The following is a 13,514-nucleotide window of genomic DNA, read 5'->3' as shown; positions in this document are numbered from 1 at the left end:
CCCACGACAGGTCCGGCCGCGCGAGGAGACGTACGACGTACCCGGGAGGACCAGTGGCCGAACCCGCGGCCGGATCGACCACCCACCGCGAGCAGCCGGAGACGCTCCGTCTCCTGGCCGTGCACGCCCACCCCGACGACGAGTCGAGCAAGGGCGCCGCGACGACCGCCCGCTATGCGGCCGAGGGCGTCGACGTGCTCGTCGCGACGTGCACGGGCGGTGAGCGCGGCGACATCCTCAACCCGAGCTTCGGCGAGGGGCCCGACGGCATCGAGGGCATGCGTGCGCTGCGCCGCGTCGAGATGGCCTCCGCAGCGCGCGCGCTCGGCGTGCGTCAGCAGTGGCTCGGGTTCGTCGACTCGGGCCTCCCGGAGGGCGACCCCCTGCCCCCGCTGCCCGAGGGATCGTTCGGCCTGGTGCCGCTCGAGGAGGCCGCAGCGCCGCTGGTCGAGCTCGTGCGCGAGTTCCGCCCCCACGTCGTGACGACGTACGACCCGTCGGGCGGCTACCCCCACCCCGACCACGTGATGTGCCACCGCGTCGCGTTCGAGGCGTTCCACGCCGCGGGCGACCCCGACCGCTACCGCCGCGAGGGCGGGGCCGCCCCCTGGGCGCCGCTCAAGCTGTACTACAACCACGACTTCTCGATGAACCGCATCCGCACGCTGCACGAGGCGATGCAGGGCGCCGGCCTGGAGTCGCCGTTCGGCGACTGGGTCGAGTCCCGGTCCGCGCGGGAGATCCCCGAGCGCGAGGTCACGACCCGCGTCCACGTCGCGCGCTACTACGCGCAGCGCGACGCGGCGCTCATCGCGCACGCCTCGCAGATCGACCCCGACGGCTTCTTCTTCGCGATCCCGCGCGACCTCGAGGTCGACGTGTGGCCGTTCGAGGAGTTCGAGCTCGCCGAGTCGCGCGTGCCCACGCAGCTGCCCGAGGACGACCTCTTCGCGGGCGTCCGCGAGCTCGTCGCGAGCGAGGGGGCGGCCTCGTGACCACGACGACGTCCCTCGCGGGCTCCCTGGCGGTGACCGGTGCGGGCGGCCCGGGCTGGGCGGCCGGCGTCGTGGCCGAGACCGCGACGCCGAGCCCCTCGGACGACCCCTTGCGCGAGGACCTCGACCCGAACGACGTGTCGCCCGGCCTCGTCGGCTTCCTCGCGATCTTCGCGGTCGCCCTCGCGACCGTGGGCCTGTTCTTCGCGCTGTCCCGCCAGCTCCGGCGCATGCGGCACAACGCCGAGGTGCAGGGCATCGGCGCGGACGGTCCGCTGGAGCCGGGCGACGGCACGGCCTCCGACGGCGAGTCGCCCGACGGCACGACGGGTCACGACGGCACGCCCGACGGCAGCGCTCCCGACGGAGCACCCGGCAGCGGTCCCGCGCGGCAGGGCTGACCGTGGCCACCGGGGCGCGGGTCACGATCGGCCAGCTCGAGGTGTCGGCCGACCACGCGGCCAACCTCGTCACCGTCGGCGCCGCGTTCCGGGAGGCGGCACGCGTGCACGCGGACCTGCTCGTGCTCCCCGAGTACGCGGCCGGCTTCGACCCGCGAGGCACGGGCGTCGAGCACGCCGAGCCGCTCGACGGGCCCTTCGTGACGAACGTGCGCCGGCTCGCGCGCGAGCACGGGGTCGCCGCGGTCGCGGGCACCCTCGTGCCCGGCAGCGCGGCGGGACGTGCGGTCAACGTGGTGGTCGCCGTCGACGCGTCCGGCGAGCTCGTGGGCACGTACCGCAAGGTCCACCTCTACGACGCGTTCGGGCACCGCGAGTCCGACCGGCTCGACGCCGGCGACCCGGCCGCGCCCCCGCTGGTCCTGCGCCTCGGCGACCTGACGTTCGGCGTCATGACCTGCTACGACCTGCGGTTCCCCGAGAGCGCGCGGCGGCTCGTCGACGCCGGCGCGGACGTGCTGGTCGTGCCCGCGGCATGGGCGGCGGGCGACCTCAAGGCGGACCAGTGGCGCACCCTGGCCCGGGCGCGGGCGATCGAGAACACCGCCGTCGTCCTCGCCGTCGGGCAGGCGGGCAAGGGCGTGACCGGTCGCTCGCTCCTCGTCGGCCCGGACGGTCAGGTGGGTCTCGAGCTCGGCGAGCGCGCCGAGCTCCGCAGCGCCGACCTCGACCCCGAGGCCCTGGCGAGCGTGCGCGAGCGCAACCCGTCGCTCGCCAACCGCCGCTACGCCGTCGTCCCTCGGGACTGAGCCCGCGGCGGCGCGCTCAGCGCGCCGCGACCGCCGCCAGCATGATCGCGACGTAGTGGCACGTGAAGCCGACGACGGTGAGCACGTGGAAGATCTCGTGGAAGCCGAACCAGCGGGGGCTGGGGTTCGGCTTCTTGATGCCGTAGACGACGGCGCCGAGCGTGTAGGCGAGCCCGCCCGCGGCGACGAGCCAGACGATCGCCGGCCCGTTCGTCGTGGTCCAGAACTGCGGCATGTAGCCGACGGCGACCCAGCCGAGGGCGACGTAGACGGGCACGTAGACCCAGCGGGGGGCGTCGAGCCACAGGATCCGGGCGAGGAGGCCGAGGACGGCGCCGCCCCACACGATCGCGAGCAGGATCGTCGCGGTCCGCTGGGGGAGCAGGAGCACGGCGAGGGGCGTGTACGTGCCGGCGATGATGAGGAAGATGTTGGAGTGGTCGGCACGCCGGAGCACCCCGGCGACGCGCGGCGACCACGTGCCGCGGTGGTAGACCGCGCTCGTGCCGAAGAGCAGGCACGCGCTGAGCCCGAAGATCGCGCACGACACCTTGCCCGCGACCGGCGGCGCGACGACGACGAGGACGATGCTCGCGACGAGGACGAACGGGAACGTCCCGGCGTGGATCCATCCGCGCAGGCGCGGCTTGACCGCCTCGGCGACCTTCTCGACGGCGTCGCCCACGCTCTCGCGGGCGTTCTCCAGGACGCCGGCGTCGGGTGCGCTGGGGGTGCGGTCGCGGTCGGTCGGTCGGTCCACGGCGTCTCCTCGGGGTCGGGCCGGATCGGGCGCGGTCAGGGTCGTGCACGGTCTCACGGGCGGGCGGCGCGCGGCGTCGCCCCGCCTACCTACGCCATCGTAGGTTACGGCAGCGTAGGTAGACGACCGGGGACGGCGCCGCGGTGTGAAGATCCTGGGCAGGGGCGTGCGCGGCCGCCGCAGCCCTGCCGTCCGGGCGGCGCGGGGCGGTAGCGTGTGCGGGTTCGGCCCGCGCGTCCCGACCAAGGACCAGCCCGCCGGGCGACACCCGTCCTTCCATCGTCGAGGAACCGTCGTGCGCCTGCCCCGCCCTGTCTACGGACTCTACGAGCGTCGCCTCGCCGCGACCCTCTCGCACGAGAGCGTGCCCCGCCACGTGGGCGTCATCCTCGACGGCAACCGGCGCTGGGCTCGCTCGTTCGGCGAGTCGACGGCGACCGGCCACCGCCGGGGTGCGGACAAGATCGCGGAGTTCCTGGGCTGGAGCGAGGACCAGGGCGTCGAGGTCGTCACGCTGTGGATGCTCTCGACCGACAACCTCTCGCGCTCGCAGGAGGAGCTCTCCGCGCTGCTCGACATCATCGAGGACGCGGTGCGCGACCTCGCCGACTCGGGCCGCTGGCGCCTGCGGGTCATGGGTCGGCTCGACCTGCTCCCCGAGCGCCTCGCGGCCGCGCTGCGCGAGGCGCAGCAGCGCACCGCCTCGGTCGACGGTCTCCAGGTGAACGTGGCCATCGGGTACGGCGGCCGGCACGAGATCGCCGACGCGGTGCGCTCGTACCTCCGCGAGCAGGCGGCCGCGGGCGCGCGCCTGCAGGACCTCGCGGAGAACCTGGACGTCGAGCACATCGAGGAGCACCTGTACACCAAGGGCCAGCCGGACCCGGAGCTCGTCATCCGCACGTCGGGCGAGCAGCGCCTCGGCGGGTTCCTGCTGTGGCAGAGCGCGCACTCCGAGTTCTACTTCTGCGAGGCCTACTGGCCCGACTTCCGGCGCGTGGACTACCTGCGTGCGCTGCGCGCGTACTCCCAGCGCGAGCGTCGCCTCGGCCGCTGAGCCCGCCCACGACCCGGTAGGGTCGATGCGAACGCATCGATCGAGTCGTCCGGGGGGTGTCATGATCGAGCAGGGCCACCACGACGACGGACCCGTGACCGCACCCGGCCACGCGAGCCCGCGCCTCGCGGTCGAGACGTGGGAGTCGCTCTTCCGGGCGCAGGTCACGATCATGCGCAGGCTCCAGTCCGACCCCGTCTGGGACGGTCTGACCCTGCGCGAGTACGACGTGCTCTTCTCGCTCACCAAGGGCCCCGACGAGGGGATGCGCCTGCGCGACCTCAACGTCTACATCCTGCTCAGCCAGCCGTCGCTGAGCCGCATGGTGGACCGGCTCGCGACCCGCGGTCTGGTCGACCGGACGTCCGCGCCCGACGACGCGCGCGGCACGCTCGTCCGGCTCACCCGGGCGGGCCGGGACCTCCAGCGGGCGACCGGCCGCGCGCACGCCCGGGCGATCGCGACCTACGTGGGCGGGGCGCTCGACGACGACGAGCTCGCGACGCTCGGCGAGCTCCTCGAGCGGCTGCGCGCGGCGCAGAGCGGCATCCCCGACGCGGTGCCGGACCCGCGGGCGGCCGAGCGGCGCCCCTGAGCGCTGTGGCGGGGAACACGTCCGGTCCGTCCGTTCCCGGGCGGACCGGGAGGGCCCGCGCTGCCTAGGATGCGAAGCGTGTCCTCAACGCCGAGCACCACCCAGACCGGTTCCCCGCAGCGCCCCGACGGCCCGCTGCGCGTCGTCGTCGCGCCCGACTCGTTCAAGGGCAGCCTGAGCGCCGCGGACGTCGCGCACGCCGTCGCCGCCGGGGTCCGCAGCGTCGTCCCCGACGCCGAGGTCGTCGAGCTCCCCATGGCCGACGGCGGCGAGGGGACGCTCGAGGCGCTCCTCGCCGTGTGGGGCGTGCCGGCGCGCGAGGTCGCGACGGTCGACGCGATCGGGCGCCCGCGCACCGCGCGGTACGGGGTCTCCGCCGACGGGCGTCTGGGCGTCGTGGAGCTCGCGGAGGCGAGCGGCCTGCCGCAGGTGAGCGACGTCGCGCTCCAGCCCCTGCACGCGCACACCCTCGGCACCGGGGCGGCGGCCGCGGCCGTGCTCGACGCGGGCGTGGACGAGGTGATCGTGTGCCTCGGCGGGTCGGCGTCGACCGACGGCGGCTCGGGGATCCTCACCGGCCTGGGCGGGCGGCTCCTGGACGCCGCCGGGGAGCAGGTGCCCGACGGCGGAGAGGGCCTCGCGCGCGTCGCGCGCCTCGACCTGTCCGGGCTGCACCCGCGTGCCCGCGACGTGCGCTGGCGCCTCGCGGTCGACGTGACCAACCCGTTGCACGGCGAGCGGGGCGCGGCGCACGTGTTCGGCCCGCAGAAGGGCGCTCAGGAGGCGGACGTGGCGTTCCTCGACGACGCGCTGCGCCGCTGGGCGGGCGTGCTCGTCGAGGAAGCCGGGTTCGACGTGTCGGAGCTCCCGGGCGCCGGGGCGGCGGGCGGTGTGCCCGCGGCGATGGTCGGCGTCCTCGGTGCCGAGCTGGAGCCCGGCGCGCGGCTCGTGGCGGAGGCGGTGGGGCTGCCGGACGCGATCCGTCGTGCGGACCTGGTCGTCACGGGCGAGGGGTCGTTCGACTCGCAGTCGGTCAACGGGAAGGTGGCCGACGCCATGGGCGCGCTCGCAGCCGAGGCGCCGCACCGCCCGCCGGTCGTCGTGCTCGCGGGGCGCGTCCTGCTGCCGGCGCACCAGGCGCGCGATGCCGGCATCGCCGCGGCGTTCAGCATCGCCCCCGGCCCCATCGAGCTCGACGAGCTGCTCGACCGCACGGCGTCCCGGCTGACCGACCTCGCCGCGACGGTCACGAGCCTCCACGTCGCCTCGCGGCGCTGAACGCCCCGCCGAGGCGAGGGCTCCCAGCCCGGGGCCCCGCGCGGCCGGAGTCACCGCCGGGGCCAGGTCCAGGGCGGCTGGTCGAGCAGACCCTCGCGCCCGGCGACCGTCGTCTCGCCGAACGGCGTGCGGACGAGCTCGACCTCGAGGAGGTCCCCGGGACCCGGCAGGTCGGCCGCGCCCGACGCCGTCGCGTCCCGCAGCGCCTCGACGAGCGGCGTCGCATGGGTCACCACGACGACCTGCGTCTGCCGGGCCGCGGCGTGCACGAGCGCACCGAGCGCCGGGAGCAGGTCGGGGTGCAGGCTCGTCTCCGGCTCGTTGAGCACGAGGAGCGCGGGCGGTCGCGGCGAGAGCAGGGCGGCGACGAGAAACAGGAAGCGCAGCGTCCCGTCGCTCAGCTCGGCGCCGGTGAGGGGCCGCAGCAGCCCGTGCTGGTGGAGGGAGATCTCGAACCGCCCGTCGTCGGCGTGGACCGCGAGCCGGCTCCCGGGGAACGCGCGGGAGACGGCGGCGTCGAGCTCGTCGCCGCGGCCGAGGTCCCGCACGGTCTCGAGCGCCGCAGCGAGGTCGGCGCCGTCGTGCGCGAGGACCGGCGTGCGGGTGCCGACCTGCGGCGCGCGCGCCGGGGCGTCGGCGTCCGTGCGGAGCTGGTCGTAGAAGCGCCACGAGCGCAGGGCCTCCCGCACCGCGACGACCTCCGGCGCGCCCACCGGGTCGACGAGCTCGGTGAGCACGCTGTCGAACGACCGGAGGCGAGCGGGGGAGGTGACCCAGACTCCGGCGTCGTCCCGCACGCGGACGGCGGGGCCACGCCGCTCGACCTGGAGCGTCGCGGGGCGCGGGGCCGGTCCGGACCAGATCGTCTCGACCTTGAGCTCCGGGTCGAGGGCGAACGCCGACCCCGGGTGCTGCGGCAGCCCGAGGTCGACGGCGTAGCCGAGGTCACCCGGAGCGGCGCCCGCGAACCCCAGCCGCAGCGCGACGGGCGCGGTCCGCCGGGTGCCCTGCACCGGTCCGCCGCCACGCAGCGCACGGCTGCCGCCCTGCTCGGGCCCGGCCCACAGCGTCGAGCGCAGCCCGCCCTCGCGCGCGACCGCCCCGACCGCGCCCCCGAGGGCGCACTCGGCGAGCAGGCGCAGCGCGCGGTACAGGCTCGACTTGCCGGTCCCGTTGGCCCCGGTCACGACCGTCAGCCGGTCGAGCGGCAGTACGAGGCTGCGCAGGGAGCGGTACCCCTCCACGGCGATCGTCGCGAGCATCGTCACCTCCGCCGCGCACGCTACGCGTCGCCTCCCACGCGGGCGCGGCCGGTGCCGCGGACGCCCGTACCCGAGGTTGCGGTCCTCCGTATCCAGGAATGCGGGAATGCGCGTCCAGGAATGCCGGGAACCACGTCCGGAAATGCCGAGACCAGCGTCACCACGACGCACCTGGACGCATTCGTCCGGCGGTTTCTAGGCTGCTTTCTCGTGGGAATTCTCGAGCTCGTGGTGGTTGCCGTCGCGCTCGCGGCGGACGCGTTCGCCGTGGCGCTCGCGCAGGGCACCCGGATGCGCCGCCCGACGTGGCGCGAGACCGCGCGCGTCGCTGTCCTCTTCGGCCTCTTCCAGGCGCTCATGCCGCTCGCCGGGTGGGCGCTGTCCACGTGGTTCGCCGGCGCGGTCTCCGGTGTGGCGCCGTGGATCGCGTGCGGGATGCTCGCCGTCGTGGGCGCGCACATGGTCAAGGAGGGCCTCCGGGACGAGGCCGAGCACGCCGTCGAGCACGTGGAGGGACCGGCGGGAGCGCAGGCCGCGGCCGCGGACGGAGGTGTCCTCGGCGCGCCGGGCGCCGTCGCGACGCTCGCGCCGGCCGTCACCCGGCGCCCCCGCGTGGCCTACCGCGTGCTGCTCCCGCTGGCGATCGCGACGTCGATCGACGCCGCCGCCTCCGGCGTCACGTTCGCGGTGCTCGGCGTCCCGATCCTCCCCGCCGTCGCACTCGTGGGCGTCGTGACGCTCGGGCTGTCCGGCCTCGGGGTGCGCCTCGGCGCCCGCGTGGGCGAGCGCCTGGGCCGCTGGGCGACCGTCGTGGGCGGCGCCGTGCTCGTCCTGCTGGGCCTGCGCATCCTGCTCGCGCACCTGCTCTGACCGTCGACCGGCTGTGGGCATGAAATGGGCCCGGTTCTCGACCGAGAACCGGGCCCATTTCATGCCCATAGCGCGGGGCGGGATCAGTCGGTGATGGCGAAGGCGTCGATCTCGACGAGCATCTCCTCGCGGGGCAGGCCCGTGAACACCGTGGTGCGGCCGGGGAGCACGCCCTGGGTGGTGTGCTGCGCGACGAACGCGCCGTACGCGTCGTTCATGATCGGGAAGTCCTCGCGCTTCGTGAGGTAGACGCGCAGCATGACGACGTCGTCGAACGTCGCGCCGGACGCCTCGACGATGGCCTTGACGTTCTCGAGCGTGCGCGTGGTCTGCGCGGCGACGTCACCGGGGTACAGGTACTCGTTCGTCGCGGGGTCGACCGGGCCCTGGCCCGAGACCTGGACGAACGGGCCCTTGCGCACGCCCTGGTGGAACGTGTGCGCGGGGGCCGGGGCGTCGGGGGTCGAGATCGCGGTCTTCTCGCTGGTCATGGTGTCCTCTCGGTTCTACGGGCTCGCTGGCTGGAGGTGGTCACGGGCGATGGTCAGAGATCGATGGTCGCGAGGTCGACGACCTCGTCGCCGCGCACGACGGCGGCGACGCGCCAGCGGTCGAACGTCGTGCAGGGGTGGGAGATGCCGAACCCGACGACGTCGCCGGGGCGGACCTGGGCGGTCGCGGGCCCCGTGACCTGGCCGGCACCCGCGTCGAGCGCGAGGTAGAGGTGCTGGTCGTTGAGCGCGGTGACGCGCGTCCCGGCGAGCTCGCGCGCGGGCAGCCAGCCGTCGTCGGACTGCGAGCGCAGCCACAGCGCGACGGGCAGGTCGATGTCGAACGACACGTCGCGGCGCCCGATGCCGCAGATCGCGAGACCCGGCTCCGGGACGGACAGGACCTGGCCCCAGACGATCGCCGCGCCCCGGAGCGGCTCGGCGCCGGGGATGCGGCTCCACGGGTCGGTGCGCGAGTAGAAGCCGTGGTCGTGCGTGACGTACGCGCCCGAGCGGACGACGACGCGGACCTCGACCTCACGGCCGTCGGCGCCGGCGACCGGACCGGGCAGCTCGGCCAGCACGACGTCGAGGAACGAGCTGCCGCCCGCCGAGAGCACGAGCGGCTCGTCGACGCCCGCGAGGCCCTCGCGGGCGAACGCGGCGCCGAGGTCGCGCAGCCCGTCGCACCACGCGGCGACGGCGGCGAGCTCGTCGTCGGTCGTGCCGCCCGCGACGGAGCCCTCGTAGCCCGTCACGCCGAGCAGGCGCAGACCCGACGCGCGCACGGCGCGCGCGAGGTCCAGGGCGGCCGCGGTGCTGCGCACACCCGTGCGCCCGCCCGCGACGCCGAGCTCGACGAGCACGCCGAGGCGCGCCCGGACGGCTGCGGGCGCGTCGGCGAACCCGCGCGCGAGCAGGTCGACGCCGTGCGGCGAGTCCACGCACAGCCACACCTCGTCGGGGGCCCCGTCGAGGACGCCCGACAGGTCCTCCCGCAGCCCCGCGATCTCGCGCGGGTCGAGCAGCTCGTTCGCGAGCAGCACGCGCGGCACGCCCCAGTCGCGCACCGTCCGGAGCTGCCCGGGGGTCGCGACGGTCGCGCCCCACGCGCCCGCCGCGGCCTGCCGCGCGTAGAGGGCGCGCGACATCGTCGTCTTCACGTGCGGCGCGTGCTCGACGCCGCGCTCCGCGCACACGCGCGCGACGACGCCGACGTTGTGGTCGAGCGTCGCGTCGTCGAGCGCGAGCAGCGGCCAGGAGAAGGCGCCGTCCGTGACGCGCGGCGAGCCCGTGAGCACGTCCGCGACGGTCGCCGGGGCGTCGAGCCGCAGCCCCTTGGTCCGGGGCCCGACGACGTCGCGCGCCCACGGTCGGTCGGGTGCGGGACGTGCGGCGTCGTCCGTCGTGCCGGTCATGTGGTCCTCCTCGGGAGTCGGGCTCTCGTGCTGGACGGCTCGCGGCTCACGCTGCAGGCCCGCTCGCGCCCGCCCCCGGGCGCAGCGGCCGGCCCGCGAGGGCGTCGGTGAGCGAGCCGTCGCGCAGGACGGGCACGCCCGCCACGAGCACGTCGTCCACGCCCGACGCCGGTCGCCGCGGGTCCTCGTACGTCGCCTCGTCGCGGACCCGGTCGGGGTCGACGAGCGCGAGGTCCGCGACCGCGCCCGGCGCGACCACGCCGCGCCCGGCGAGCGCGAACCGCTCGGCAGGCCGCGTCGACAGGTGCGTGACGGCGTCGTGCCACGTCCAGTCCCCGAGCGTACGCACGTGCTCGGCGAGGAACCGCGCGAAGGCGCCCCACCCGCGCGGGTGCGGTCGGCCACCGCCTCCGACGGGCGCGTAGATCGCGTCGGACCCGCCCACGTGCGCGCGGTGGCGCAGCAGGGCGCGCACGGAGTCGGGCGAGTTGGTCGGGGGCTGGGCGAACACGCACGAGGCGCGCAGGCGCGTCGCGACGAGAAGGTGCACCGCGGCCTCGGCAGGGTTCAGGCCCAGTCGAGCGGCGACGTCGGGCAGCGCCATGCCCTCGGCCCAGGCCAGGCCGTCGGCGGCTCCGCCGTCGGGGGCGCCGGCGGCGGCGCCCGTGGGGACGGCTGCCATCGTGACGCGGGGCCACAGCTCGGCCAGGGCGGGGAAGTGCTCGCGGTGCAGGCGGTCGAGGACGGCCGGGTCCGTCAGTGCGGCCACGGTCGCGTCGACGTCGGCGATGGGCAGCCAGGTCGGCAGGGACACCATCGACAGGATCGAGCAGCCGCGCAGGTAGGGGTACGAGTCGAACGTGACGTCCAGGCCCTGGGCGTGGGCGTCGTCGACGTACCCCAGCAGCTCCGCGGCCGGGCCGTGGTAGTGCGAGACGTGCGTCGCGACCCCCGACGCGCGCGCCACGCGCACGAGCTCCGCGAACGCCGGGCCTGCCTTGTCCTCGTACCCGCGCATGTGCGACACGTGGGGGAGCCCGCGCGCTGCGAGGATGCTCGCGAGGGCGACGAGCTCGGTCTCGTCGGCGTACGTCGCCGGGACGTACTCCAGGCCGGTCGACATGCCCAGCGCCCCGTCGTCGAGCGCCGCGGCGAGCAGCGCGCGCATGCGGTCGGTCTCGGCGGGCGTCGCGGCGCGGGCCGCGGCGCCCAGGACCGCGTACCGGATCGTGCCGTGCGGGGCGAGGTACCCGACGTTGACCCGGGTCGTGCGGTCGTAGGTCGCGAGCAGGTCCGCGACCGACCCGCCGCGGAACGTGGGGTGCTCGCCGTTGATCGCGGCGAAGTACCCGCTCGCCCAGGTCGCGGCGTCGTGCAGGCCCGACGCCGTCTCGTCGCCCGGTGCGCGCTGCTCGCCCGGGGCGGGCGAGGGCGCGTAGGACACCCCGTCCTGCCCGACGACGACGCTCGTCACGCCCTGGCGCAGCATCGCGAGCTGCACGTCCTCGTCGAGCACCGCGGCCTCGCCGTGCACGTGCGCGTCGACGAGCCCGGGCAGCAGCAGCCGACCGCCCGCGTCGAGCACGTCGGCGCTCCCGGGCGCGACGGACCCGGCCGGGGAGACGCTCTCGACCCGGCCCGTGCGGACCGTCACGTCCACGGGGGAGGAGGCGTCGCCGTCGGGCTCGACGAGCCGGGCGCCGCGGACCACGAGCGCGCTCATGCGGGGCCGCCCTCGTCCTCGTCGCGCCCTTCGACCCAGCCGCCGACGCCGCGCAGCCCGCCCGCGGCGAGCTCGGCCGCGCGGTCGCGCGGCCAGCCCGCGACGCCGGGCCTGGTCTGCCACGGCTGCGGGCCGTCGAGCGGCCGGTACTCGACCCCGTACGCGTCGAGGCGCGGCAGGTGGTGCGTCACCAGGCGCTCGCGGAACGCGCGCGACGCGGGCGAGCCGGGAGAGCGGTCGGCCGCGGGCGACCACATGACCTCCGCGAACGCCGCGAGGCGCGGGAACGCGGCGTAGTCGACGCGGCGGGCGGACTCGAGGTGCTCGGACCACAGCTCGGCCTGGCCGCCGAGCAGGACGCCCGACCGGTCGCCGTCGGTGCTCGGCGCCGAGTCCGCTCGCGAGCCGGCGAGCTCCGACGGCAGCGGCTCGAACGCGTACACGTCGTCGAGGGTCGTGAGGAAGCCGACGGGTACCGGCTCGTCGGGGGTGTCGCCGCCGCGGTGGTCGAGGTAGACGACCTGCTCCGGGGCCATGACGACGTCGTGGCCCGCGGCGAGCGCGTCCGCCCCGACCGCCCAGCCGCGCCACGACGTCACGACCACGTCGCGCGGGAGCGCGGGGCCGAACGCCTCGTCCCACACGACCGCGCGGCGCCCGTGCGACGCGACGTGCTCCGCGAGCCGGGCGAGGAACCAGCCGTGCAGCCCGCCGACGTCGTCGAGGCCGAGCGCCTCGGCGCGTGCCACGATCGTGGGGTTCTCGCGCCACAGCGTCGTCGGCACCTCGTCACCCCCGATCGCGACGAACGGCGCGTCGAACACGTCGAGCACCTCGTCGAGCACGTGCCGGAAGAACGTCAGCGAGTCTTCGGACGGGTCGAGCACCTCCGTGCTCACGCCCCACGTGGTGCGGACCTCGTGCGGCTGCTTGCGCGTGCCGAGCTCGGGGTACGCCGCCACGGCGGCCTCGACGTGACCCGGGGCGTCGATCTCCGGCACGACCGTCACGCCGCGCTCGCGCGCGTACGCGACGATCTCGCGCAGGTCGTCCTGCGTGTAGAAGCCGCCGTGCGGGCGGCCGTCGAAGACGCCGGCGCGCCACGTGCCGACGCCCGACTCGCGCCGCCATGCCCCGACCTCCGTGAGGCGCGGGTAGCGCGCGATCTCCATCCGCCAGCCTTGGTCGTCCGTGAGGTGGAGCTGGAGCACGTTGAGCCGGTGCGCCGCGGCGAGGTCGACGAACCGCAGCACGTCGGCCTTCGGCAGGAAGTGGCGCGCGACGTCGAGCAGCACGCCGCGCCACGGGAACCGGGGGTGGTCGGTGATCGTGACGTGCGGGAGGACCAGCGCCGGCGTGGCGGCGGTGCCGGCCGGGGCGCGGCGGAACGCGGCCGGGCCGGCGAGCTGGCGGAGCGTCTGCGCGGCGGCGTGCGCTCCGTCGAGGTCTCCCGCGTCCACGCGGACCCCGGCGGCGTCCACCGTGAGGCGGTGGCCCGACGGCGGAAGGCCGCCGTCGAGCGCGAACGTCACCACGGGGCGGGCGTCGGCGGGCACCGGTGGCGTGCGGTCGGCCGTGCGGTCGGCGGGGAGGGGGGTCGTGGGCTCGACCGCGCGAGGGGTCGAGGCATCGGCGGGTACGAGGTCGAGGCCGAAGGCGTCCTCGGTCGTCCGACGCCACCAGCGGGCGGCGGCACGCAGCGCCGGGTCCGCGACGACCCGTGTCCCGTCGGGGATCGCCGTCGTCCCTGCCCCGGGGGTCAGCGCCGCAGGAGCGGGGACGATCCCGAACGGGTCCGTCGTGGACGCGGGGCGGGGCGCGGGCACCTTTTGGAAGGACACCGAACGAGCCTAGC

At 76.0% G+C, this 13,514-nt stretch carries 13 protein-coding genes; 7 read left to right on the top strand and 6 right to left on the bottom strand.

Annotated elements, in window-relative coordinates; translation table 11 throughout:
- Positions 1-53: 53 nt before the first annotated feature.
- From mca to AC6CH9_RS09485, 3 genes are read left to right on the top strand one after another with little or no spacing between them, the layout of a single operon-like run.
- Entirely contained in the window at positions 54-995 is a 942-nt protein-coding gene (gene mca / locus AC6CH9_RS09495; RefSeq protein WP_498154653.1) for a mycothiol conjugate amidase Mca, read from the top strand.
- Entirely contained in the window at positions 992-1,396 is a 405-nt protein-coding gene (locus AC6CH9_RS09490; protein ID WP_498154652.1) for a hypothetical protein, read from the top strand. Before mca ends, AC6CH9_RS09490 begins: the two co-directional genes overlap by 4 nt.
- A 2-nt stretch (positions 1,397-1,398) precedes the next feature.
- Positions 1,399-2,205 carry a carbon-nitrogen hydrolase family protein gene (locus AC6CH9_RS09485; RefSeq protein ID WP_498154651.1) on the top strand — a complete coding sequence of 269 codons (807 nt, stop codon included), beginning with the start codon at positions 1,399-1,401 and terminating at the stop codon, positions 2,203-2,205.
- 16 nt (positions 2,206-2,221) lie between these two features.
- Here the strand turns inward: AC6CH9_RS09485 and trhA are convergent, their stop codons facing one another.
- Entirely contained in the window at positions 2,222-2,965 is a 744-nt protein-coding gene (gene trhA, locus AC6CH9_RS09480; protein ID WP_498154650.1) for a PAQR family membrane homeostasis protein TrhA, read from the bottom strand.
- Positions 2,966-3,260: 295 nt separating this feature from the next.
- On the opposite strand from trhA, the gene AC6CH9_RS09475 reads away from it, so the two are divergent.
- The 3 genes from AC6CH9_RS09475 (at position 3,261) to AC6CH9_RS09465 (ending at position 5,895) form a co-directional block, all read left to right on the top strand.
- Positions 3,261-4,022 carry an isoprenyl transferase gene (locus AC6CH9_RS09475; RefSeq protein WP_498154649.1) on the top strand — a complete coding sequence of 254 codons (762 nt, stop codon included), beginning with the start codon at positions 3,261-3,263 and terminating at the stop codon, positions 4,020-4,022.
- Positions 4,023-4,083: 61 nt separating this feature from the next.
- A complete protein-coding gene (locus AC6CH9_RS09470) occupies positions 4,084-4,617 on the top strand; it encodes a MarR family winged helix-turn-helix transcriptional regulator (protein WP_498154648.1) in 534 nt (177 codons plus the stop codon).
- A 69-nt stretch (positions 4,618-4,686) separates the two neighbouring features.
- The gene (locus tag AC6CH9_RS09465; RefSeq protein ID WP_498154647.1) at positions 4,687-5,895 is read left to right on the top strand and encodes a glycerate kinase; all 1,209 of its coding nucleotides are present in this window, start codon (positions 4,687-4,689) and stop codon (positions 5,893-5,895) included.
- Positions 5,896-5,945: 50 nt separating this feature from the next.
- On the opposite strand, the gene AC6CH9_RS09460 is transcribed toward AC6CH9_RS09465, so the two are convergent.
- On the bottom strand, positions 5,946-7,157 hold the full coding sequence (locus tag AC6CH9_RS09460; RefSeq protein ID WP_498154646.1) for an AAA family ATPase: 1,212 nt from the start codon (positions 7,155-7,157) through the stop codon (positions 5,946-5,948).
- Positions 7,158-7,367: 210 nt separating this feature from the next.
- Between AC6CH9_RS09460 and AC6CH9_RS09455 the strand changes: the two genes are divergently transcribed.
- Positions 7,368-8,027 (top strand): manganese efflux pump MntP, encoded by a 660-nt coding sequence (locus AC6CH9_RS09455; protein WP_498154645.1) that lies wholly within the window; start codon positions 7,368-7,370, stop codon positions 8,025-8,027.
- Between the two features lie 83 nt (positions 8,028-8,110).
- Here the strand turns inward: AC6CH9_RS09455 and AC6CH9_RS09450 are convergent, their stop codons facing one another.
- From AC6CH9_RS09450 to AC6CH9_RS09435, 4 genes are read right to left on the bottom strand one after another with little or no spacing between them, the layout of a single operon-like run.
- Complete coding sequence (locus AC6CH9_RS09450) at positions 8,111-8,518, bottom strand: RidA family protein (RefSeq protein WP_498154644.1); 408 nt, start codon at positions 8,516-8,518, stop codon at positions 8,111-8,113.
- 53 nt (positions 8,519-8,571) lie between these two features.
- On the bottom strand, positions 8,572-9,936 hold the full coding sequence (locus AC6CH9_RS09445) for an alanine racemase (RefSeq protein ID WP_498154643.1): 1,365 nt from the start codon (positions 9,934-9,936) through the stop codon (positions 8,572-8,574).
- 46 nt (positions 9,937-9,982) lie between these two features.
- Positions 9,983-11,659: an N-acyl-D-amino-acid deacylase family protein gene (locus AC6CH9_RS09440; protein ID WP_498154642.1), complete on the bottom strand. Its 1,677-nt coding sequence runs from the start codon at positions 11,657-11,659 to the stop codon at positions 9,983-9,985.
- Entirely contained in the window at positions 11,656-13,500 is a 1,845-nt protein-coding gene (locus AC6CH9_RS09435; protein WP_498154641.1) for a beta-N-acetylhexosaminidase, read from the bottom strand. Before AC6CH9_RS09435 ends, AC6CH9_RS09440 begins: the two co-directional genes overlap by 4 nt.
- Positions 13,501-13,514 lie beyond the last annotated feature (14 nt).

The organism is Cellulosimicrobium sp. GQ32, assembly GCF_059758455.1.
The sequence above is the reverse complement of the archived record's forward strand: the minus strand, read 5'-3'. Positions and strand labels throughout refer to the sequence as shown.